At 72.2% G+C, this 20,314-nt stretch carries 22 protein-coding genes; 10 read left to right on the top strand and 12 right to left on the bottom strand.

Annotation, left to right across the window (positions count from 1 at the left end):
* Nucleotides 1-8: 8 nt before the first annotated feature.
* Entirely contained in the window at nt 9-398 is a 390-nt protein-coding gene (locus DSM26151_RS14180; protein ID WP_234660168.1) for a phage holin family protein, read from the bottom strand.
* A gap of 91 nt (nt 399-489) precedes the next feature.
* Here DSM26151_RS14180 and DSM26151_RS14175 point away from each other — a divergent pair, with 91 nt between their 5' ends.
* A complete protein-coding gene (locus tag DSM26151_RS14175; protein WP_234660167.1) occupies nt 490-1,839 on the top strand; it encodes an MFS transporter in 1,350 nt (449 codons plus the stop codon).
* Here DSM26151_RS14175 and DSM26151_RS14170 read toward each other — a convergent pair.
* From DSM26151_RS14170 to DSM26151_RS14160, 3 genes are all read right to left on the bottom strand, one after another.
* Nucleotides 1,832-2,674, bottom strand: a complete 843-nt coding sequence (locus DSM26151_RS14170; RefSeq protein ID WP_234660166.1) for a PIG-L deacetylase family protein — start codon at nt 2,672-2,674, stop codon at nt 1,832-1,834. The genes DSM26151_RS14175 and DSM26151_RS14170 overlap by 8 nt on opposite strands.
* A 74-nt stretch (nt 2,675-2,748) precedes the next feature.
* Nucleotides 2,749-3,414 (bottom strand): SDR family NAD(P)-dependent oxidoreductase, encoded by a 666-nt coding sequence (locus DSM26151_RS14165; RefSeq protein ID WP_234660165.1) that lies wholly within the window; start codon nt 3,412-3,414, stop codon nt 2,749-2,751.
* Between the two features lie 14 nt (nt 3,415-3,428).
* Nucleotides 3,429-4,895 carry a DUF6421 family protein gene (locus tag DSM26151_RS14160; protein ID WP_234660164.1) on the bottom strand — a complete coding sequence of 489 codons (1,467 nt, stop codon included), beginning with the start codon at nt 4,893-4,895 and terminating at the stop codon, nt 3,429-3,431.
* A gap of 222 nt (nt 4,896-5,117) precedes the next feature.
* On the opposite strand from DSM26151_RS14160, the gene DSM26151_RS14155 reads away from it, so the two are divergent.
* Both DSM26151_RS14155 and DSM26151_RS14150 read left to right on the top strand, forming a co-directional pair.
* Complete coding sequence (locus tag DSM26151_RS14155; RefSeq protein ID WP_234660163.1) at nt 5,118-5,585, top strand: hypothetical protein; 468 nt, start codon at nt 5,118-5,120, stop codon at nt 5,583-5,585.
* A complete protein-coding gene (locus DSM26151_RS14150) occupies nt 5,582-7,213 on the top strand; it encodes a DUF5671 domain-containing protein (RefSeq protein WP_234660162.1) in 1,632 nt (543 codons plus the stop codon). The genes DSM26151_RS14155 and DSM26151_RS14150 overlap by 4 nt, the downstream gene beginning before the upstream one ends.
* Before the next feature lie 18 nt (nt 7,214-7,231).
* Here DSM26151_RS14150 and DSM26151_RS14145 read toward each other — a convergent pair whose 3' ends face one another.
* The 3 genes from DSM26151_RS14145 to DSM26151_RS14135 all read right to left on the bottom strand — a co-directional run bounded on the left by DSM26151_RS14145 (nt 7,232) and on the right by DSM26151_RS14135 (nt 10,193).
* Nucleotides 7,232-8,188 carry an ABC transporter permease gene (locus DSM26151_RS14145; protein WP_234660161.1) on the bottom strand — a complete coding sequence of 319 codons (957 nt, stop codon included), beginning with the start codon at nt 8,186-8,188 and terminating at the stop codon, nt 7,232-7,234.
* A 25-nt stretch (nt 8,189-8,213) separates the two neighbouring features.
* Nucleotides 8,214-9,239 carry an aliphatic sulfonate ABC transporter substrate-binding protein gene (locus DSM26151_RS14140; protein ID WP_234660160.1) on the bottom strand — a complete coding sequence of 342 codons (1,026 nt, stop codon included), beginning with the start codon at nt 9,237-9,239 and terminating at the stop codon, nt 8,214-8,216.
* 63 nt (nt 9,240-9,302) lie between these two features.
* A complete protein-coding gene (locus tag DSM26151_RS14135; protein WP_234660159.1) occupies nt 9,303-10,193 on the bottom strand; it encodes an ABC transporter ATP-binding protein in 891 nt (296 codons plus the stop codon).
* Nucleotides 10,194-10,306: 113 nt separating this feature from the next.
* Between DSM26151_RS14135 and DSM26151_RS14130 the strand changes: the two genes are divergently transcribed.
* Nucleotides 10,307-11,143 carry an SDR family NAD(P)-dependent oxidoreductase gene (locus DSM26151_RS14130; RefSeq protein ID WP_234660158.1) on the top strand — a complete coding sequence of 279 codons (837 nt, stop codon included), beginning with the start codon at nt 10,307-10,309 and terminating at the stop codon, nt 11,141-11,143.
* 15 nt (nt 11,144-11,158) lie between these two features.
* Here the strand turns inward: DSM26151_RS14130 and DSM26151_RS14125 are convergent, their stop codons facing one another.
* The 5 genes from DSM26151_RS14125 to DSM26151_RS14105 all read right to left on the bottom strand — a co-directional run bounded on the left by DSM26151_RS14125 (nt 11,159) and on the right by DSM26151_RS14105 (nt 14,679).
* On the bottom strand, nt 11,159-11,614 hold the full coding sequence (locus DSM26151_RS14125) for a hypothetical protein (RefSeq protein ID WP_234660157.1): 456 nt from the start codon (nt 11,612-11,614) through the stop codon (nt 11,159-11,161).
* Complete coding sequence (locus tag DSM26151_RS14120; protein ID WP_234660156.1) at nt 11,611-12,846, bottom strand: serine/threonine-protein kinase; 1,236 nt, start codon at nt 12,844-12,846, stop codon at nt 11,611-11,613. Before DSM26151_RS14120 ends, DSM26151_RS14125 begins: the two co-directional genes overlap by 4 nt.
* 42 nt (nt 12,847-12,888) lie before the next feature.
* A complete protein-coding gene (locus tag DSM26151_RS14115) occupies nt 12,889-13,731 on the bottom strand; it encodes an exodeoxyribonuclease III (RefSeq protein ID WP_234660155.1) in 843 nt (280 codons plus the stop codon).
* Between the two features lie 63 nt (nt 13,732-13,794).
* On the bottom strand, nt 13,795-14,292 hold the full coding sequence (locus DSM26151_RS14110; protein ID WP_234660154.1) for a DUF6328 family protein: 498 nt from the start codon (nt 14,290-14,292) through the stop codon (nt 13,795-13,797).
* A gap of 15 nt (nt 14,293-14,307) precedes the next feature.
* Nucleotides 14,308-14,679 carry a hypothetical protein gene (locus DSM26151_RS14105; RefSeq protein ID WP_234660153.1) on the bottom strand — a complete coding sequence of 124 codons (372 nt, stop codon included), beginning with the start codon at nt 14,677-14,679 and terminating at the stop codon, nt 14,308-14,310.
* 98 nt (nt 14,680-14,777) lie between these two features.
* On the opposite strand from DSM26151_RS14105, the gene cofE reads away from it, so the two are divergent.
* The 6 genes from cofE (at nt 14,778) to fgd (ending at nt 20,285) form a co-directional block, all read left to right on the top strand.
* Entirely contained in the window at nt 14,778-15,560 is a 783-nt protein-coding gene (gene cofE, locus DSM26151_RS14100; RefSeq protein ID WP_234660152.1) for a coenzyme F420-0:L-glutamate ligase, read from the top strand.
* A gap of 100 nt (nt 15,561-15,660) precedes the next feature.
* Complete coding sequence (locus DSM26151_RS14095) at nt 15,661-16,434, top strand: GntR family transcriptional regulator (protein ID WP_234660151.1); 774 nt, start codon at nt 15,661-15,663, stop codon at nt 16,432-16,434.
* A 179-nt stretch (nt 16,435-16,613) separates the two neighbouring features.
* Nucleotides 16,614-17,585 carry a TIGR03557 family F420-dependent LLM class oxidoreductase gene (locus DSM26151_RS14090; RefSeq protein WP_234661906.1) on the top strand — a complete coding sequence of 324 codons (972 nt, stop codon included), beginning with the start codon at nt 16,614-16,616 and terminating at the stop codon, nt 17,583-17,585.
* Nucleotides 17,582-18,448, top strand: coding sequence for a coenzyme F420-0:L-glutamate ligase (locus tag DSM26151_RS14085; RefSeq protein WP_234660150.1), 867 nt, complete (start codon nt 17,582-17,584; stop codon nt 18,446-18,448). Before DSM26151_RS14090 ends, DSM26151_RS14085 begins: the two co-directional genes overlap by 4 nt.
* The gene (locus tag DSM26151_RS14080; protein WP_234660149.1) at nt 18,445-19,254 is read left to right on the top strand and encodes a 2-phospho-L-lactate guanylyltransferase; all 810 of its coding nucleotides are present in this window, start codon (nt 18,445-18,447) and stop codon (nt 19,252-19,254) included. The genes DSM26151_RS14085 and DSM26151_RS14080 overlap by 4 nt, the downstream gene beginning before the upstream one ends.
* Nucleotides 19,251-20,285 (top strand): glucose-6-phosphate dehydrogenase (coenzyme-F420), encoded by a 1,035-nt coding sequence (gene fgd / locus DSM26151_RS14075; RefSeq protein WP_234660148.1) that lies wholly within the window; start codon nt 19,251-19,253, stop codon nt 20,283-20,285. The genes DSM26151_RS14080 and fgd overlap by 4 nt, the downstream gene beginning before the upstream one ends.
* The last annotated feature ends 29 nt before the right edge of the window (nt 20,286-20,314 follow it).

The following is a 20,314-nucleotide window of genomic DNA, read 5'->3' as shown; positions in this document are numbered from 1 at the left end:
CCGCGGGGTCACCGGTCGCGGCGCTCCTCCACGCGGCCCTTCAGCCACCACAGCCCCAGCAGCCACGTGCCGAGCGCGGTGATGAGCCACATGATGAGCGTCGCGAGCACCCAGCCCACGAACCCGTCGATGCGGATGCCGTCGGGGAAGAGCGACGCGATCCACAGTGCGACGAACGTCGAGACGAGCCCGATGCCGCCCAGGATCGCCGACGCGTACTGCCGGGCGATGTTGAAGATGAACGGGGCCAGGATCGCCTGGGCCACGGTGAAGACGACCACGGCGATGACGAAGCCGCTCGCCTGGAGGTGGAACGCGGGCAGGACCCACGAGGTGACGAGCAGGCCGATCGCAGCCGTCACGAGCGAGATGGCGATGTTGATCAGGAACCGGATCATGGTCGAAGCGTAGCGCTGCGGACGAGACGGTGGCGGACGACGGACCGCGGGGGCATGATGACCGGGTGACCGGGTGCGGGAGTTCGCCACGATGACCGAGGGGCCAGGCGACGACGGGCGCGCCGCGCGCCGGGTCCAGCGCACGTACTACACGCTGACCCTCGGCAACACGCTCGCCTCGAGCTTCATCTGGGGCATCAACACCCTGTTCCTGCTGGACGCCGGCCTCAGCAACCTCGAGGCGTTCGCCGCGAACGCGTTCTTCAGCCTCGGCATGTTCCTCTTCGAGATCCCGACCGGCGTCGTCGCCGACACCGTGGGGCGACGGGCGTCGTACCTGCTCGGCACGCTCACCCTGGCGGGCACGACGGCGCTGTATTGGATGCTGTGGGTGTGGCAGTCGCCGTTCTGGGCGTGGGCGATCGTGTCGGTCCTGCTCGGGCTGGGCTTCACGTTCTTCTCGGGGGCGGTCGATGCCTGGCTCGTCGATGCGCTCACCGCGACCGGGTACCACGGCAGCCTCGAGACGGTCTTCGGACGCGGTGTCGTGGTCGGCAACACGGCGATGCTCGGCGGGTCGGTCCTCGGCGGGGCGATCGCGCAGGCGACCGACCTCGGGGTCCCGTTCCTGCTGCGCGTGGGAATCCTCGTCGTGATGTTCGGCGTCGCGGCGTTGCTCATGCGCGACATCGGCTTCACGCCGGAGCGCGGCCTCGGCCCGGTCAAGGCGACCGGTGAGGTCCTCCGAGCCTCGGTGCGCTACGGCCTCGGGCGGCGGCCCGTTCGCTGGCTCATGCTGACCACGCCGTTCACGACCGCGGTGACCTTCTACGCGTTCTACGCGCTGCAGCCGTACCTGCTCGACCTGTGGGGCGACGAGGGCGCCTACTCGATCGCCGGGCTCGCGGCGGCGCTGCTGTCGGGAGCCGGGATCATCGGCGGGTTCGCGGCACCGCTCGTGCGCCGGTGGTTCCGCAAGCGGACCTCGGTGATCCTGCTCTCGACGCTGACGAGCACGGGCGTGCTCGTGCTGCTCGGCATCACGAGCGAGTTCTGGGTCGCCGTCGCGCTCATCGCGGTGTGGGGTGTCGCGTCGTCGATCGACGACCCGGTCCACCGGGCCTACCTGAACGACATGATCCCGTCGCGGCAGCGGGCGACCGTGCTCTCCTTCGACTCGCTGCTCGGCCACGCGGGAAGCGCCGCCGTCCAGCCGGGGCTCGGCCGCGCCGCCGACCTGGGCGGGTACGGCTTCTCGCTCCTCTGCTCGGCCGCCGTGCAGGTGCTCGCGACGCCCTTCGTGCTGCTGAGTCGTGCCGAACGCGATCCCGCCGACACGGCGCGCGGGGTCGCGCCCGAGCGGCCCGAGGGGCCGGAGCGGCCGGATCTTCCGGGGCGGCCGGAGCGGCCGGATCCGCCGGAGCGGCCGGGGGTCACCTGAGCGGGTCGACCGCCAGGTCGCGCACGTGGTAGAACTCGTGGTCCCACAGCGCGTAGACGAGCCACGTCGGGAGGATGTAGGACGCGGGAAGGTAGTCGCGCTGCGACGCGTGGATCTGCCACCCCTCGAACTTCTTCCCCACCTCGGCCGACATCGCGTACTCCGGATCGGGCTGGTTCTCGACCACGAACGCACCGGTCTCGCCGCCGAACAGCGAGAGCGCCTTGGTCGGGCTGATCGTGTAGACGAGGTGGTCCGGTCCGCGGTACGAGCCGGCGGATGCCGCGAGCTCGGCGATCGCGAGCTCGGTCGCGCGACCCATCTCCATGTGGTCGGCGTGCCCGGTCGCGCCGCTGGCGGGCCAGAAGGCGACGACGACGTCGGGCCGGAACGACCGCATCGCGTCGACGATCCGCTCCACCAGTTCGGCCTCGTCGACGTCGGGCACCCCGCCGTCGGGGTAGTCCCAGACCTCGTGCTCGTCGACGCCGAGGTTGAAGCTGTTCTTCAGCGCCTCCGCCTCCCGGATGATGCCGAGGTCCTCCTGCCGGCCCACGACGGGAACCTGGGTTCCGGCCTCGCCGCGCGTCGCGGTGATGATGGCCGTCTCGGCGCCGTCCTGGTGGGCGCGCCAGAAGAGCCCGTTGACGGTCTGCTCGTCGTCCGGGTGCGCGAACACGCCGAGCACGCGCTCGCCGCCGAGTTCGGCGACGACGGAGTCGACTCCGCGGGCGGACGGCTCGTGGAAGAGGTCGCGCCCCGCCCAGTAGGCCGCGCCGACCGCGGCGAGGACGACGGCGGACACGGTGATGAGCGCGACGGTGCGCTTGCGCATGCTGATGGCTCCCGTTCGGGTCGGGGTAGGGGTGCGCAATGCTACCCCGGGCGCACGACCGGAACCGAACCGGTTCAGGGCTGGAGCGTCGTCACGCGTCCGTTGAGCGCGGGGCCGGAGGCATCCGCTGCCCACAGCGCGACGACCTCGTCGGCGAGCCGCCGCTCGAGGCCCGAGAGGGCCTTCACCCGGAACGTCACCGCGGCGCCCTCCGATCCGGCCTTCGAGAAGCCGTCCGCGAGGGAGCGCAGCCAGGACTCCGCCGCGGCCTTGATCGAGGTGTAGTTGGCCCCGCCCGCGGTCGGGCGCTCGACCGTGGTCGACGAGACGATCGCGATGCGTCCGGCGTCGGATTCGACGAGGTCGTCCCAGAATGCCCGGCTGACGTGGCGCAGGGAGGAGAACGAGCGCTCGAGCGCTCGGAAGTCCTCTTCGGTCTGTCCGGGGATGCCGCCTCCGCCGCGCCATCCGCCGACGAGGTGGACGACGCCGTCGACCCGGCCGAGGCTCGCGTGCACGCGCATCGCGAGCTCGAGCACGTCGTCGCCGTCGGCGAGGTCCGCGCGCTCGCCGACCACGCCGGGGATCTCGACCTCGAGTTCGTCGAGCCTGCCCTGGTGGGTGCCGACGACCACCACCTTCGCACCGGAGTCCACGAGCGCCCGGGCGACGGCGCGCCCGGATGCGCTCGTGGCACCGGCCACGATCACGATGCGTTCGCGGGACTCGGTGGTGGTCATCGGCAGGACCCTCCTCAGGCGTCGGATGCGGTGATGCCGACCGTCGACTCGATGACCGGCTTCATCTTCTTCTCGAGCGCCTCGTAGAACATCGACAGCGGGAACTCGTCGTCCATCACGAGGTCGGTGTACCCCTTGGGCGGACCCGCGAGGACCTCCCGCGGCAGCCCCTCGGCCCATGCCGACGCAGGGTTGGGCGTGACGACCGACGAGACGAGCTCGTAGGCCTTCAGCCAGTGCACCGTCTTCGGGCGGTCGATCGATTCCCAGTAGAGCTGGTCGATCGCATCGCCGAGCTCGACAACGGCATCGGGCACCTTCTCCCAGTCGAAGCTGAGCTCGACGTCGCGCCACTCCAGCACGTGCTTCCGGTGCAGCCACGCGAACAGCAACTGGCCGCCCAGCCCGTCGTAGTTGCGCACGCGCGACCCGGTGATCGCGAACCGGAAGATGCGGTCGAAGATGACCGCGTACTGCACGAGCTTGCCGGTCGAGCGCATCTGCTCCTCGACCGCGGTCAGCTCCTCGCCGGCGGCCAGTCGGGCGTCGAACCCGCGTTGGATCTTGACCGACTCGCGGAACGCGGTCAGGTCGCAGCGAAGCTCTTCGAGCGAGTAGAGGAAGAACGGCATCCGCTGCTTGATCATGAAGGGATCGAACGGCAGGTCGCCGCGCATGTGCGTGCGGTCGTGGATGATGTCCCACATCACGAACGTGCGCTCGGCCAGGGACTGGTCCTCGAGCAGCGACGCGGCGTCGGCCGGCAGGTCGAGCTTGGTGATCTCGGATGCCGCGCGCACCACCCGGCGGTACCGGGCGGCCTCGCGGTCCTGGAAGATCGCCCCCCACGTGAACTGCGGGATCTCGCGCATCGCGACCGTCTCGGGGAACAGCACCGCCGAGTTCGTGTCGTACCCGGGGGTGAAGTCGACCAGGCGCAGGCTCACGAAGAGCTTGTTGCCGTAGTCGCCGGCTTCGAGGTGGGCGATGAACTCAGGCCAGATCGTCTCGACGACGAGCGCCTCGACGTGCCGATCGGACGAGCCGTTCTGCGTGGTCATCGGGAACACGACCAGGTGGCGCAGGCGGTCGACGCGGTGCAGCTGCGGCTGGAACTCCACGAGCGAATCGAGGAAGTCGGGAACCCCGAGCCCCTCGGCCTTCCAGCGCCGGAAGTCAGCCTGGAGCGCCTCGAGGTAGGCCGCCTCGTGCGGGAACCTCGGCGCGAGGGATGCCACCGACTCGATGATCGCGTCGACGAGAGCGCCCGCGGGCGCCCGGTCCGCCTCGGCGGGCACGGAGCCGTCCTTGACCTGCATCGCGTGCAGCGCCGTGGCGGACTCCTTCAGGCGGATCCACGCGGGGTCGTGCTCGACGCCGTCCGCGAGCGCGATGAGCTCGTCGGTGATCTCGATGCGGCGCGCGTCCTCGAGAACCTCGGGTTCGCCAACGATCGTCTCAATGGTGGTGCTCTGTGACATCGGAAACCTCCGTTCTCATGGGTCGGGCCGCATCGGCGCGGCGGGGGTGGCGCGCTGCGATGCGCGCAATCCAAGGCTACGTTCGTCCGGTCCGCGTTTGATTGCGGGGCGACGCGGGAATCTTGCGCCGGGGTCGGAACCGACGCGTGCATCATGCGGCAGGCGGCGCGCCGGATGCGGCGCATTCCCCGTGTCGGCGGTCGCGAGCGCCATGATGCGTACATGGATGACTCCGCCCGCACGGGGCCCGACCGTACCCTCCTCGTCATCCTCGGGGTACTCGTCGCGCTCGTCGTGATCGCACTGATCGTCGTGTTCGCGCGCGGCGGACCGGATCCGCGCGACCCGGCGTCCCCGGAGGGCGTCGTGCAGCGATACGCCCAGGCGGTGATCGACGGCGACGAGGACGCCGCGATGGACCTGCTCACGCCCGACGCCGTCGACGCATGCGTCCGGGTCCCGCAGACGATGGCCGACCGCACGCGCGTCACGCTCGCCGAGACCGTCGAACGAGACGACACGGCCGATGTCGACGTCATCATCGCCACCTCGTACGGCGACGAGCCGTTCGGCGGCTCCGAGTACGAGGAGCAGGGCACGTTCGAGCTCGAGCGGGTCGACGGACTCTGGCTGATCGGCACCGCGCCGTGGCCGCTCGCCGTGTGCGACCCCGTGGCGGCGGGGCGATGAGCGCACCCGGGGGCGGCGGCACGGTCCAGGGCGTGGTCCGTCGCCTCATCGTGTTCGTGCTGCTGTTCGCGCTCGTGACGATCGCGGCGATCGGCGTCTCGGGTCTGCTCGACCGCGCGCTCGAGAGCGGTCGGGGCCTCGCGGGCGACGACCCGACCGGCCTCGCGGTCTCGCTCGCGTTCACGTTGATCGGCGGTCCGCTCGCCGCACTGCTCTGGTGGGCCGCCTGGCGCCGCCTCGCCGAACCGGCCGAACGCGGCTCCGTCGCGTGGGGGATCTACCTCGCGGGCATGACCACCGTTTCGCTGGTCGTCGCGACCTCGGCGCTCGCGACGACCCTGGTCGACCTGGTCGATGCGGACTGGAACCCCGGGGCGTTCACGATCGCGCTCACCTGGGCGGCGGTCTGGATCTGGCACCGACGGATGCTGCGCCATCCGGCCAAGGCGCCGACGCGGCTGCCGACCGTGCCGCTCGTCCTGGGGGCGGCGTACGGCCTCATCGTCGGCGCTCGCGGCGCGATCCTCGCTCTCGCCGAGCTCTTCGATGCGGCACTCCGCACCGGGCTCCAGACGGTGATCGTCGGCGAACCCTGGGGCCTCGACGTCGTCGGCCACCTGATCTGGGCGGCGCTCGGCATCGCGGTCTGGTGGTGGCACTGGGCGGGCGACGGCGTCCGGCGCATCCCCACGGCGTTCGCGGGCGTCGAAGTCGTCGTGGTCGGGGTGCTCGGCGGCGCCGTGGCCGCGCTCTCCGGGCTCGCGATCGTGCTCTTCGTCGGACTGCGCCTCGTGTTCGACCCCGCCGACGGGGCCGCGAGCATCCTCGGATCGCTCGACTCGGCGCTCGCCTCGGCCGCGGTCGGCGCGCTCGTCTGGCGCCTGCACGCCCGGGTCGCACGGCGCAGCTCCGAGGCGATCGCCCGAGCCGCGGTACTCGTCGTGTCGGGGGTCGGGCTCGTGGCCGCGGCATCCGGCATCGGGGTCATCGTGAACGCCGCCCTCGCGGCGTTCACGGATCCGCTGGCGACGTCGGGCACGCGCGAACTCCTGCTGGGCGGGATCAGTGCGCTCCTGGTCGGCGGGCCGACGTGGTGGGCGACGTGGCGACCGACGCGGCGGGTCCCCGACGCGGCCGCGGCCGGGGTCGGACGACGGGTCTACCTCGTCGCGGTGTTCGGCGTGAGCGCGATCGTCGCGATCGTCGCGGTACTGGTCGTCGGCTTCCGCCTGTTCGAGTTCCTGCTCGACGCGGGGACCGGCTCGGCGCTCATCGACCGGATCCGCGCGCCGTTCGGCCTGCTGGTCGCGACCGCGCTGGTCTTCGCGTACCACTTCGCCGTCTGGCGGGGCGATCGCGCGGCGCTCGCCGCCTCGGGCGCGGCGGCGCCGCAACGCCGCATCGGCCGCATCGTGCTCGTCGCCGCGGGCGACACCGAGGAGATCCGACGCGCCCTCGCGGCCGCGACGGGTTCCTCGGTCACGGTCTGGGCGAGGCAACCGGTCGACGGCGACCGCCCGATCGAGCCCGAGGCCCTGGTCGCGGCGCTCGAGGGCGTCTCGGGGCGCCGGGTGATGCTGTTGGTCGGCCCCGGCGAACGGGTGGAGGCGCTTCAGCTCGTCGAATAGCCGCGGACGGTCGCAGCCTCACGCCCAGCGGCGCACGGCCCACCGCTCGAGCAGCCCCACGAGCGCGTCGCTCAGCTTGCCGAGCACGGCGAGCAGGATGATCGCGAGGAAGATCCGGTCGATGCGCCCCGTGTTGCCCGAGTCGCTGAGCAGGAACCCGAGCCCCATCGACGACGCGATGAGCTCGGCGGCGACGAGGAACAGCCACGCCTGGGCGAGCGCGAGTCGCAGCGCGGCGATGACCGACGGCACCACCGCCGGAAGCTGGACCGTGGCGAACAGCGCGGGGCCGCGCAGCCCGAACGCACGACCGGCCTCGAGCAGCCGGGTGTCGACGTGCCGCAGGGATGCGGCGACGATCGTGTAGACGGGGAAGAACGCGCCGATCGCGATGAGGATGACCTTCGAGTCCTCGCCGATCCCGAACCACAGGATCAGCAGCGGCACCCACGCGAGCGACGGCACGGCGCGCACGGCGCCGAGCGTCGGCGCGAGCAGCACGTCGCCGAGCCGGGAGAGGCCCACGACCGCGCCCGCGAGCAGCCCGAACAGCGCCCCGAACGCGAAGCCGATGAACACGCGCTGCGTCGAGATCGCGACGTAGAGCCCGAGCAGACCGCGTTCGGCGAGGTCGACGGCGGCGAGCCACACCATCTCGGGGCTCGGCAGTTGCGACACGGGCACCGCGCCCGAGGTCGAGACGAGCTGCCAGGTCGCGAGCAGCACGAGGGGGATGAGCGCGCCGCCGACGATGCGGACCCAGCGTCGGGCGGTGAGCGGCCGCCGGTCGCCGACCGGCCTCGACGAGGCGACGGATGCCGCGGGGCGGGCGTCGATCCCCGAAGACCCCTGCCATCCCGCAGCGGCGACGGGGGTCCCGCCGACGCCGACGGGGGCCGCGAACTCGGCGTCGGCCGAGCCGTCGGGCAGGCCCGGGCGTCGTGCTGCGGCGGTTTCGGCGGCATCCGTCGTCATCGTCTGCTCCCTGGGTTCGGACCGGTTACTTCGCGAACCGCTCGGGGTCGGCGTCCTCGACGAACGAGGGGTCGAGGAGGGTCTCGAGCGCCTCATCGACCTGAGCCTGCGCCGCGACGTCGCCGAGCTCGACGAAGACGGGCCCGATCTTGCCGAGCAGGGCGAGCTGCGCGTCGCCCGGGGCCGGGTCGACGTCGAGGTTCGATCGTTCGAGGATGACCTTCGACGCGATCGACTCGTCGAGGCCGGCGACCTCGGCGAGGATCGCCGCGGTCTCCTCCGGGTTCTCGGCCGCCCACGCGCGGGCGTGCTCGTACGCGTCGACGACGAGCTGCGCGAGCTCGGGCTCGTCTTCGAGGAACGACTCGGTCGCGTTGAGGAACCCGTAGCTGTTGAAATCGACGTTGCGGTAGATCAGCGTCGCGCCGGCCTCCTCGGCTCCGGCCATGATCGGGTCCAGGCCCGCCCACGCGTCGACCGCGCCGTTCTGGAGGGCCGCCCAGCCGTCGGCGTGCTGGAGGTTCTCGACGGTGACGTCGTCGGCCGAGAGCCCGTTCGCCTCGAGGGCCTGCAGCAGGAAGAAGTACGGGTCGGTCCCCTTGGTGGCCGCGACGGTCCTGCCCTTCAGGTCGGCGACCTCGGCGAACTCGCTGCCGGGGCCGACGACGATCGCCGACCATTCGGGCTGCGAGTAGATGTCGATCGTCCTGATCGGCGAACCGTTGGCGCGTGCGAGCAGCGCCGCGGACCCCGCGGTCGAGCCCACGTCGACGGCGCCGGCACGCAGCGCCTCGTTGGCCTTGTTCGAGCCGGCCGACTGCACCCAGTTGACCTCGAGCCCTTCGGCCTCGAGCCAGCCCTGGTCCTTGATGATGAGGCTCAGCGGGTTGTACGTCGCGAAGTCGATGTTCAGGACCCGGCCCTCGAGCGAGTCGCCCTCGGCGACGGGCTCGGAGGCCTGGCCCTCGCCCGCGACGCAACCCGAGAGGACGAGTGCGGCTGCGGCGGCGCCCGCGACGAGCGCGGTGCGGAGGAACGGGGTGCGGGACACGGTGGACTCCTTCAGGATGGCGGTGCGATGCGGTGGTGCGGCGGGGCTGTGGTCCGCCGCGGGTCAGTACGGGTAGTGGGGGATGGTGGTCGTGGCCGGGATGCCGCGTGCGGCGCCGTGCCGGTCGATGCCGAGCCCGTCGAGCAGGCGCCCGCGGAGCTCGGCGAGCTCGGCCGAGCCGCGGTCGCGCGGGCGGTGGCCGGGCACGACGACGGTCTGGCGGATGTCGGCACCCGGCCGGCCGTCGTCGGAGCCGAGCAGCACGATCCGGTCGGCGAGCTGCAGCGCCTCGTCGACGTCGTGCGTGACGAGCAGGACCGTCGTCGGTTCGGCGGCGTGGACATCGAGCAGGAGGTCCTGCATCTTCAGGCGCGTGAGCGCGTCGAGCGCGCCGAACGGCTCGTCGAGCAGCAGCACCTCGGGGTTGCGCGCGAGCGCACGGGCCAGCGAGGCGCGCTGCGCCATGCCGCCCGAGACCTCGTGCGGCCGGTGCCCGGCGAAGTCGGCCAGGCCGACGAGCTCGAGCAGGCGGGCGACGTGGTCGCGGCCGTCGCGACGCGCAGTCCCGCGGGGCAGGCCGAGCGCGACATTCCGCTCGATGCTCCGCCACGGCAGCAGCCGAGGCTCCTGGAACCCGACCGCGCAGCGCACGTCGTAGGCACGCACGGCCGATCCGTCGATCGCCACGTGACCGGCCGTCGGATGGTCCAGGCCCGCGATGATCCGCAGGAGCGTCGACTTGCCGCATCCGCTCGGGCCGAGGATCGCGACGATCTCGCCCGCGCCGACCTCGAGGTCGATGTCGCGCAGGACCTCACGGGTGCCCCCGTCGGGAGCCGCGAACGCGCGCCCGACCCGCCGCAGCGAGACCGGTGCGGCGGTGCTCGCGGGAGACTCGGACGCCGCAGCGGTCGCGACCGGCCGCTCGGCGGTCGCGGTGGTGGCGCTGGTCATGACGTGCTCCGGTTCGTTCTCGGGTGGGTTGCTCGACGCTAACCGGATCGGGCTGAGGCCGCGCGGCCGGCCGAAGCACGGCGTAACACCGGCGGCTTGCCAGAATGGGCGGCATGGCTGGAACCGTTCGGGGCGCGACCCTGCTCATCACCGGCGCCGCGAGCGGAATGGGGCGCGACTACGCCGCGCGCGCCGTCCGCGAGGGCGCCGCTGCCGTCGTGCTCTGGGACCGGGATGCCGCGGCGCTCTCACGCACGGCCGATGAGCTCGGACGGACCGCGATGGGGCGGACGCAGGTGCGCTCGTACGTCGTCGACCTCTCCGAGCTCGGCGCGATCGCGAAGGTCGCGCACGCGGTGCGGCGCGAGGTCGGCAGCCCGGACGTCATCATCAACAACGCCGGCATCGTGCGCGGCAACGCGTACTTCTGGAAGAACGACAGCGGCGACGACATCCGCTCGACCATGCTCGTCAACGCCCTCGCGCCCATGCACGTCGCGCGCGAGTTCCTCCCGGCGATGATCGCGGCCAGGCGGCCCGCGAGGATCGTCAACATCGGCAGCGCCGCGGGCACGCTCGGCAATCCGCGCATGGCGGTCTACGCCGCGTCGAAGGCGGCGCTCGCCGGGTGGAGCGACTCCCTCAGGCTCGAGCTCAGGCAGGCCGGGCACCGGCACATCCGGGTCACGACGGTCACGCCGTCGTACGTCGCCACGGGGATGTTCCGAGGCGCGCGCGGCCCGCTGCTGGCTCCCGTGCTCGAGCCGGACGTGGTCGTCGATCGCGTCTGGCGGGCGATGCTCGCCGGGCGGCCCCTCGTCGAGCTGCCCGGGAGCGTGCGCCTGTCGAGGGTCCTCCGTGCCGTGCTGCCGACGACCGTGTTCGATCGCGTCGTCGGCGACGGCTTCGGGATCTACCGCTCCATGGAGCGGTTCCGCGGTCGCGGCTGAGCGCCGGGACTGCGGTCAGTCGTCGTCCTTGTCGCGGCCCTTGCCCTTGCCGGGCTTGTCCGCGTCGTCGTCCTCGTCCTTGCCCTTGTCCTTGTCCTCGTCCTCGCCGCCGCCGCTGTCGTCCGCGTCGTCGGTCGGCTCCGGTGCCGGTGACGGCGTCGCCGCCCGGATGGCGGCTTCGAGGTCGACCCGCACGAGTGCGATCGCCTCGGTGATGAGCGCTGCGCGATCAGCCTCGAGCGTGCCGTCGGCGGCCGCGGCATCCACCTGGTCGTGGAGTGCGTCGAGACGACCGAGCGCGCCCGTGAAGTCGCCCGCCGCGGATGCCTCGGCGATCGAGACCACCTGGCTGCGGTAGGCGGCGGCGCGAGCGTCGGCGTCGGCATCGGCAGAGCCGCAGCCGGACAGGCCGCACCCCAGGGCGAGGGCGACGGATGCCGCGGCGAGCGTGCGTCGGATGCGGATCGTCACGGCGTCACCGCCTCCTCCAGTTGCTCGAGGTGCACGCCGAGCTCACCCTCGACGCTCGGCATGGGCACCTGGGGCGGCGTCGTCGGCGTCGACGCTCCGCCCGCGAGGGAACCCAGTGCGATCGGGACCAGGACCGCCGCGGCGACGAGGGCCGAGAGCGCGGCGACCGTGATCGCGATGGTGCGTCGCCGGCGCGGCTCGGGCGCGGGAGCCGCGGCCCCGGCGGGTGCGAGGACTCGCGTGTCGTCGTCCCGCCCGTCGGGTGACGTGGGCGGGGCGCTCGGCGCGAGCACCGCGCTCGGCGCGAGCACGGCGGTCGGCGCGGTCGCCACACGGGTGGCCGGGGCGCCCGGTGCGGTCGGGACCCCGTCGCCCGAGGCGAGCGATGCGGCCGCGACCGCGACCTCGAGCGCGGTCGGTCGCGCCGCAGGATCCTGAGAGGTCATGGCGGCGATGAGGTCTGCCCATGCCGTCGGAAGCCCGGCGGGGATCGCGGGACCGCGAACGAGCCGTGCACTCGCGGATTCCATCGCGGTCCCCGGGAAGGGCTGCTCACCGGTCAGCGCTTCGAGCGTGAGCAGGCCGAGCGCGTAGACGTCGGTCGCGCCGTCGACCGCCTCGCCGCGCACCTGTTCCGGGCTGAGGTAGCCGGGCGTCCCGATGATCCGGTCGGTCGCCGTGAGCCGCGAGTCGCCCTGCAGCCTGGCGATCCCGAAATCGGCGAGCTTGGCGTTCCAGCGCCGCGTCGGCAGGTGCGCCGGGGCGAGCAGGACGTTCGCCGGCTTGATGTCGCGGTGCACGATGCCGCGCGCGTGGATGACGTGGAGTCCCTCCGCGAGCTCGGCGAGCATGCGTGCGACGTCTTCGCGCGGCAGCGGACCCTCGCTCAGCGCGACGCGGAGGTCGGGCCCGTCGACGAGTTCCATGACGAGGAAGTCGCTGCCGGACGCGGGATCCGTCGCGGCGTCGTAGAGCGTGACCAGCGAGGGGTGCGCGAGGCTCGCGAGCAGCGCCGTCTCGGATCGACGTCGGTCCGCGTCGGTCTCGTCGCCGGGTGCGGAGAACACCTTGACCGCGACGCGTCGTCCCAGCGCGGTGTCGTGGGCCCGATACACGCCGGCCATCCCGCCGCGCCCGACGAGGCTCTCGATGCGGTACCGGGAGTCGAGGACCGCACCGATCAGCGGATCGGTCGCCGGCCTCGGCGGCACCTGTTCGGTCGGGGATTCCATCTCAGGAAGGGTACCGCCCGAGATCGAACGCCCCCCGGGCGGTCAGCCGAAGATCATGGGCAGGTCGCCGTCGTCGGAGGTCTCGCGGTCGAGCCGGACGAGGACGGGGACGTGATCGCTCGGGGCGTCGCCCTTGCGTTCGTTCCGGTGGATCGAGGCCTCCGTCACGAGTTCGGCGAAGGATGCCGAGCCGAGGATGAAGTCGATGCGAAGACCCTCGTTGCGGGGGAACCGGAGCTGCTTGTAGTCCCAGTACGTGAACCCGGTCGGCACGATCGGGCGGACCACGTCCTGGAGGCCGGCCGATTCGAGTTCGCGGAACGCGGCCCGCTCGGCGGGCGAGACGTGGGTCGTGACGCCCTCGACGACGGTGGGGTCGCCGTTGTCGTCGTCGAACGGAGCGATGTTGAAGTCGCCCATGAGGGCGAACGGGCGCTCGGGCGAGGCATCCGTCTCGGTGCGTGCGAGTTCGGTGAGCGCCGCGAGCCAGTCGAGCTTGTAGGTGTAGTGCGGATCGCCCAGCGAGCGGCCGTTCGGCACGTAGAGGCTCCACAGCCTGACGCCGTCGATCGTCGCGCCGATCGCCCGTGCCTCCTTCGGGAGTTCGGGCCCCTCGTGCCCCTTGAGGAAGCCGGGCATCCCCGGGAACTCCGTCTCGACATCGGCGATCGGCAGGCGGCTCGCGATGGCCACGCCGTTCCACTGGTTGAGCCCGTGGATCGCGAGCTCGTACCCCGCGGATTCGAACGCGTCGTGCGGGAACTGCTCGGGCTTGCACTTGATCTCCTGCATCGCGAGCACGTCGACGTCTTCGCGCACCATCCAGTCGACCACGCGGCCGTATCGGGTGCGGATGGAGTTGACGTTCCACGTGGCGATGCGCATGCGATCCAGCCTAGGCTCGGCCGCCGACCGCTCCGGTACGCGCGGACGGCCGCCCGCGAGCGGTCAGGTGCGCCGCGCGGCGCGCTTGCCGATCCTCGGCACCACGATCCAGAAGGTCAGCACCAACGCGAACGCCACGCCGCCGGCCGTCCATCCGGCCTGGCGGTTCACGGTCACGTCGAAGATGAGGCTCGCCACGCCGACCGCCACGAGTGAGACCACCACGAGCAGCGCGAGCAGGAGCGAGTTGGCGATCCGGACCACGCGCTCCTTCTGCTTCTGGCCGCTGAGTTCGCGATGCAGGATCACCGGGGCGAGGCCGAGCATCGTCGCGGCGGTCGCGAGGACCACGAGGACGAGGTACAGCCCGACCTCGTAGGCCTCGAGTTCGGCGAACTTCGGCTGGAACGCGACCGCGAGCAGGAAGCCCGTGATCAGTTGGGTGCCGGTCATCACGACGCGCAGCTCCTGGAGGATGTCGTTCCACTTGCGATCCAGGCGTTCGCCCGCGGTCTCGTGGCGCTCCTCGTCGGTGCCGTCGACGGCGGCGGTCTCGGACATGCGGCTCCCCTCGTGTCAGCCGGCGGCGGGTTGCACCGCCGAGAACGTGATCCAGGCGCCGAGCGCGAACATCCCGGCCATGAGCACGATGCCGGCCAGCGGCACCCAGAACGCGATGCGCCGCAGCACGAGCATCAGGATCGCGGCGACGAGCGCCAGGACCCCGATCGCCGGGACGCCGATGATCGCGACGAGCATGCCGGTGCCCATGCGATCGAAGTCGCACACGGAGGACGCCCCGCACGAGTCGCCCGCGAACGCGAGGAAGAACGACATGAAGAACAACACGAATCCGATACCCGTCATGAGCACGAGCAGCGCGATGGTCAGCACGAGGTCCCAGACGACCACGGGCCGCTTCGGGCGTTGCGCGGCGACCTCGGACATGAGCATCTCCCCCCGCGGCACGGATCGCGCCTGAGCGAAGTCTTCCAGCGACGGGTCCGGCTGCCAAGATGTGAGGTGAACCGAGCGGAGGGGCGCGCGTGAGGTACAGCATCGAAGGCATCGAGGGGATCCCCGAGATCGAGCACGCGGACGACCTCGCCGCACTCATCGTCCGGGCGCTCGCCGACCCCCTCGCCGACGGCGACATCCTCGTCGTCACGTCCAAGGTCGTCTCGAAGGCCGAGGGTCGTGTCGTGCTCGCGGACGATCGCGAGCAGGCGATCACGGACGAGACCGTGCGGGTCGTCGCGACCCGGCAGACGGCCGATTCCGTGACGCGGATCGTCGAGAACCGGCTCGGCATCATCGGCGCCGCCGCCGGGGTCGACGCCTCGAACGCACCGGACGGCACCGTGCTGCTCCTTCCGGTCGATCCGGATGCGTCCGCGCGCGCGTTGGCCACCGGCATCCGCTCGCTGACCGGGGCCCGGGTCGGCGTGCTCGTCTCCGACACGCTCGGCCGACCGTGGCGCGAGGGGCAGACCGACATCGCGATCGGAGCGGCGGGCGTGCACGTCTTCGACGACCTGCGGGGCGGGGCGGATGCCACGGGCAAGCCGCTCGCGGTGACGATGCCGTGCGTGGCCGACGAACTGGCCGGCGCGGCCGAGCTCGTCAAGGGCAAGTCCTCTGGTGTGCCGGTCGCGATCGTGCGGGGGCTCGGCCGACTCGTGGGCGACCTCGACCTGCCGGGTGCCCGATCGATCGTGCGTCCGTCCGACCGGGACCTGTTCCGGCAGGGGTCGGAGGAGGCGTACGAGGACGGCTACCGGGCCGGTTTCGACGAGGCGCAGGCCGAGGGGCCCTTGCGTTCGGAGTGAGCCGCGGGGTCGGCCGACCGGGGGAGCGCCGGGGGCGATGCAAAGTTTCTGGATCCAAAATGCAGACTCCAGCGTGATCTTTCCGATACATTCGGGATCCATGACCCGGGACGAGAACGCCGTGGACGAGCAGCCGACCCGAACGAGCGGTGGCGAAGGCGAGGATGCGCTGGCCCGGCTCGCCGGGCGGCACGCGACGGGCTACCGATCGGTCGGGGTCATGGCGTACGACATCATCCGCGAGGCCATCCTCGACGGAACCCTCCCGCCGGGGCACAAGCTCCGCCAGGAGACGCTCGCCGAGTCGATCGGCGTCTCGAGGCTGCCGGTGAGGTCGGCGCTCATCCAGCTCGAGTCCGACGGGCTCGTCGAGTTCCACGACCGGCGCGGCGCGGTGGTCAAGTCGCTCTCGGTCGAGCAGGCGCGCGAGGTCTACCACCTGCGGATCCTGCTCGAGACGGAGGCGCTGCGCTCGTCGATGGGCGAGATGTCCGATGCGCGCCTCGAGCGGCTCCGGATGCTCGGGCGCACCGCCGACGCCGAGCAGGAGGGCGCCGACTTCGTGGAGGCGCGCACGGCCTTCTACGCCGAGCTCTACGACGCGACTCGGCGTCCGATCCAGTGGGAGCTGATCGACCAGCTGCGGCTGAAGGTCGGCCGGTACATGCTCGGGTGGCGCCTCGTGGGCGATGATGCGCACCAGCATTCCCACGACGAGTTGACGGATGCCGTGGCGGCCGGTGATGCGGATGCGGCGGTCGAGCTGCTGCGCCACCACCTCGAGGGCGTGCGCGACGGCGTGCTGGACATGCTCGCGGCCGAGTCGACGGCGGGGCCGGCGCCGGCAACCGGCCGCCGTCGCTCCGGCCGCTGAGTCGCCGCGGACCGGGCGGTGTTCGCTTCGGATGAATCCGTACTTGCTTTTTGGATCCAGTATCCGAAATGATGGTCATGCGGGAGGTGGACCCGCCGTTCGAGCCGATCGGCCCGAATGACACACCTGCGACGACGCGTCAGGATGGAGGGGTGTCAGTGCACATCGGCTATGCCGCGATGCTCGAGCAGTTCCCTCCATCCGACGCCGTCGGGTATGCGGAGCTCGCCGAGCAGCACGGGTTCACGGGCGTCATGGCGACCGACCACTTCCAGCCCTGGCTGCCCGGCCAGGGGCAGGCGAGCCACGTCTGGAGCGTGCTCGGCGCGATCGGCGCCCGCACGCGCGGCGACTTCGGCCCCGGCGCGACCACGCCCACGTTCCGCACGCACCCCGCCGTCGTCGCGCAGGCCAGCGCCACGCTGGCATCCCTCTACCCCGGGCGGCACTGGCTCGGCCTCGGCTCCGGCGAGGCCCTCAACGAACACGTCGTCGGGCAGTACTGGCCCGAGGCGCACGAGCGCATCGCCCGCATGTTCGAGGCCGTCGACCTCATCCGCAAGCTCTTCACCGCGTCGATCGCCGGGCGCGAAGTGCGCCACCACGGCCCCCACTTCCGCATGGAGACCACCCGGCTCTGGACCATGCCGCCCGTCGCGCCCAAGATCCTCGTCGCCACGGCCGGCCCGGTCACGGCGCGCCGTGCCGGGAAGGTCGCCGACGGCCTCATCACGACCGGCGCCCCCTACGACCGACTCGCCGCGCTGCTCGGCCGATTCTCCGACGGCGCGCGCGAATCCGGCCGCGACGTCGACGGCATGCAGAAGGTGCTCCAGCTCCACGTGTCGTGGGCGCCCACCGACGAGGAGGCGATGGCGAACGCGCTCGCCGAGTGGCCGATCGGGGGCATGCGCTTCTCGCGCAGCGACATCCGCTCGCCCTTCGAGTTCGAACAGCTCGCGCGCACCGTCCGGCCCGAGGACTTCGCCGGGCGCATGCTCGTCTCGGCCGACCTCGACGTGCACCGCGCGCACATCCAGCGCCACCTCGACCTCGGCTTCGACCGCATCTACGTCCACAACGTCGGCCGCAACCAGGCCGAGTTCATCGAGGCCTTCGGGCGCGAGGTCATCCCGGCGGTGCGCGCATGAGCGCGCCCTCGTCGCGCGGGTTCCGCGTCCGGGCGCTGCCGGGCATCGGCGAGATCCGCCCCGGAGACGACCTCGTCGCCGTCATCGCCGATGCCGTCGCGGCAGCGGGCGAGCCGCTCGCCGACGGCGACATCCTCGTCGTCACCTCGAAGATCGTGTCCAAGGCCGAGGGGCGCATCATCCGCGCGACCGATCGCGAACGCGCCATAACCGACGAGACCGTGCGCGTCGTCGCGACCCGGCCGACGGCCGACGGCGGCATCACGCGCATCGTCGAGAACCGCCTCGGCATGGTCGCCGCCGCGGCCGGCGTCGACGCGAGCAACACCGACGACGGCACCGTCCTCCTGCTGCCCGAGGACCCCGACGCATCCGCTCGGCTCATCGCCGCCGGCCTGCGCGAGCGCACCGGGAAGCTGCTCGGCGTCCTCCTGAGCGACACGCTGGGCCGCCCGTGGCGCGAGGGCCAGACCGACGTCGCGATCGGCGCCGCGGGCGTGCACGTCTTCGACGACCTGCGCGGCACGACGGATGCCGCGGGCAAGCCCCTCCTCGTCACGCTGCCCTGTGTTGCCGACGAACTCGCCGCGGCCGGCGACCTCGTCAAGGGCAAGGCGAGCGGATGCCCCGTGGCCGTCGTCTCCGGACTCGGCCGCCTCGTCGGCGACCTCGACCTCCCCGGCGCGCGCAGCATCGTCCGGCCCGCCGAGCGCGACCTGTTCCGGCTCGGAACGGACGAGGCGATCGCGCACGGCATGGCCGCCGGGCGCAGCGCGGGGTACTCCGCGGGGCGCGCGATCGGCTTCGCCGAGGGGTTCGCCGCGGCACTCTCGGCCGCCGAACGGGAGCGGGTGCGGGTATGACCGCCTGGCACGTCGTGATCCCCGTCAAGTCCCTCACCGGGGCGAAGACGAGGCTCGCACCCGAGCTCGATCCCGGGCAACGCGCGGCGCTCGCGCGCGCGTTCGCGCTCGACACGATCGACGCCGCACGTGCGGCGCGGACCGTGCGGCGCGTCTACGTCGTCACCGACGAGCACGCGATCGAGACCGCCCTGCGCACCCTGCCCGACGTCGACGTGGTCCCCGAGTCCGGCCCGCGCGGCCTCGCCGCCGCCATCGAGCACGGTATCCGCACCGCCCGCACCGCCGACCCCGTGTCGACAGTCGTTGCGGGTGCGGGCGCCGCGACACCCGCAACGACTGTCCACACGGAGGTCGGTACGGCCGTGCTGCTGGGAGACCTGCCCGCGATGCGGGGGGAGGACCTGGACACGGCGCTCGAGGTCGCGGCGCGACATCCGCTCGGGTTCGTGGCGGATGCCGAGGGCACCGGCACCACGCTCGCGACGGCCGCGCCCGGAACGGGCTTCGCCGCGCACTTCGGCGCGGACTCCGCCGCGCGGCACCGCGCGGCCGGGTTCGCCGACCTCCTCGCGCTGCACCCGGACGCGATCCGCCCGGGCATGCGCCGCGACGTCGACACCGTCGCCGAGCTGCGCGACGCCGTCGCGCTCGGCGTCGGACCGCGCACGACGATCGCCGTCCGCAGCATCGTGGACCGCAGCGTCGTCGACCGCTCCGGCACGCGGCATCCGTCAGACCCATCGACCGCGCCCCAGGGCGCCGCAACCGCGCCGGACGGCGCAGACAGGAAGGCAGCATCGTGACCCTGACCCTCGGATACAAGGCCAGCGCCGAGCAGTTCGACCCGCGCGAACTCGTCGAGATCGCCGTCGCGGCCGAGGCCCACGGCATGGAATCGGTCTGGGCCAGCGACCACTTCCAGCCCTGGCGCCACACCGGCGGGCACGCGCCGTTCTCGCTCACCTGGATGGCCGCCGTCGGCGAGCGCACGTCGAGCGTGAAGATCGGCACGAGCGTCATGACGCCGACCTTCCGCTACAACCCCGCGGTGCTCGCGCAGGCGTTCGCCTCGCTCGGCGTCATGTACCCGAACCGCATCATCGGCGGCTTCGGCTCGGGCGAGGCCCTCAACGAGATCGCGACCGGGTTCCGCGGCGCGGGCGAGCAGGACTGGCCCGAGTTCCGCGAGCGCTACGCGCGGCTGCGCGAGTCGGTGCGCCTCATGCGCGCGCTCTGGACGCAGGAGGGCCAGGTCAGCTTCGAGGGCGAGTACTACTCGACGCACGACGCCTCGATCTACGACCGCCCCGAGACGCCCGTTCCGGTGTACATCGCCGCGGGCGGCCCCCAGGTCGCCAAGTACGCGGCGCGTGCGGGCGACGGGTTCATCTGCACGTCCGGCAAGGGCGCGGAGCTGTACGTCGACCAGCTCATCCCCGCGATCAAGGAGGGGCTCGCGGCACGCAGCGACGGCCTCACCTTCGATCAGTACGACCGCATGATCGAGATCAAGCTGTCGTACGAGGAGACCGAGGAGGCCGCGCTCGACAACACCCGGTTCTGGTCGCCGCTGTCGCTGTCGAAGGAGCAGAAGCACGACATCACCGACCCCGTCGAGATGGAGCGCGCCGCCGACGCCCTGCCGATCGAGCAGATCGCGAAGCGCTGGATCGTCGGCACCGACCCCGACGCGGTCGTGGCGCAGATCGGGCAGTACGTGGACTGGGGCTTCAACCACCTCGTGTTCCACGCGCCCGGTCACGACCAGCGCCGGTTCCTGCAGCTGTTCGAGCGCGACCTCGCGCCGCGGCTGCGGGCGCTTCCCGGCGCCTGACGCGAGGTCGCGCGGGCCCGCGCCGCAGC

The sequence above is a fragment of the Agromyces marinus genome (assembly GCF_021442325.1).
GTDB lineage: Bacteria > Actinomycetota > Actinomycetes > Actinomycetales > Microbacteriaceae > Agromyces > Agromyces marinus.
This window is presented reverse-complemented; position numbering and strand designations above follow the sequence as displayed.

Coding starts and splice junctions, on each gene's coding strand:
- DSM26151_RS14170 (WP_234660166.1), bottom strand. CDS start 2,674: ATGCGCAAGCGCACCGTCGCGCTCATCACCGTGTCCGCCGTCGTCCTC.
- DSM26151_RS14135 (WP_234660159.1), bottom strand. CDS start 10,193: ATGACCAGCGCCACCACCGCGACCGCCGAGCGGCCGGTCGCGACCGCT.
- DSM26151_RS14175 (WP_234660167.1), top strand. CDS start 490: ATGACCGAGGGGCCAGGCGACGACGGGCGCGCCGCGCGCCGGGTCCAG.
- DSM26151_RS14155 (WP_234660163.1), top strand. CDS start 5,118: ATGGATGACTCCGCCCGCACGGGGCCCGACCGTACCCTCCTCGTCATC.
- DSM26151_RS14080 (WP_234660149.1), top strand. CDS start 18,445: ATGACCGCCTGGCACGTCGTGATCCCCGTCAAGTCCCTCACCGGGGCG.
- DSM26151_RS14130 (WP_234660158.1), top strand. CDS start 10,307: ATGGCTGGAACCGTTCGGGGCGCGACCCTGCTCATCACCGGCGCCGCG.
- DSM26151_RS14145 (WP_234660161.1), bottom strand. CDS start 8,188: ATGACGACGGATGCCGCCGAAACCGCCGCAGCACGACGCCCGGGCCTG.
- DSM26151_RS14160 (WP_234660164.1), bottom strand. CDS start 4,895: ATGTCACAGAGCACCACCATTGAGACGATCGTTGGCGAACCCGAGGTT.
- DSM26151_RS14180 (WP_234660168.1), bottom strand. CDS start 398: ATGATCCGGTTCCTGATCAACATCGCCATCTCGCTCGTGACGGCTGCG.
- DSM26151_RS14110 (WP_234660154.1), bottom strand. CDS start 14,292: ATGTCCGAGACCGCCGCCGTCGACGGCACCGACGAGGAGCGCCACGAG.
- DSM26151_RS14085 (WP_234660150.1), top strand. CDS start 17,582: ATGAGCGCGCCCTCGTCGCGCGGGTTCCGCGTCCGGGCGCTGCCGGGC.
- DSM26151_RS14115 (WP_234660155.1), bottom strand. CDS start 13,731: ATGCGCATCGCCACGTGGAACGTCAACTCCATCCGCACCCGATACGGC.
- DSM26151_RS14095 (WP_234660151.1), top strand. CDS start 15,661: ATGACCCGGGACGAGAACGCCGTGGACGAGCAGCCGACCCGAACGAGC.
- DSM26151_RS14165 (WP_234660165.1), bottom strand. CDS start 3,414: ATGACCACCACCGAGTCCCGCGAACGCATCGTGATCGTGGCCGGTGCC.
- DSM26151_RS14105 (WP_234660153.1), bottom strand. CDS start 14,679: ATGTCCGAGGTCGCCGCGCAACGCCCGAAGCGGCCCGTGGTCGTCTGG.
- DSM26151_RS14120 (WP_234660156.1), bottom strand. CDS start 12,846: ATGGAATCCCCGACCGAACAGGTGCCGCCGAGGCCGGCGACCGATCCG.
- DSM26151_RS14090 (WP_234661906.1), top strand. CDS start 16,614: ATGCTCGAGCAGTTCCCTCCATCCGACGCCGTCGGGTATGCGGAGCTC.
- DSM26151_RS14150 (WP_234660162.1), top strand. CDS start 5,582: ATGAGCGCACCCGGGGGCGGCGGCACGGTCCAGGGCGTGGTCCGTCGC.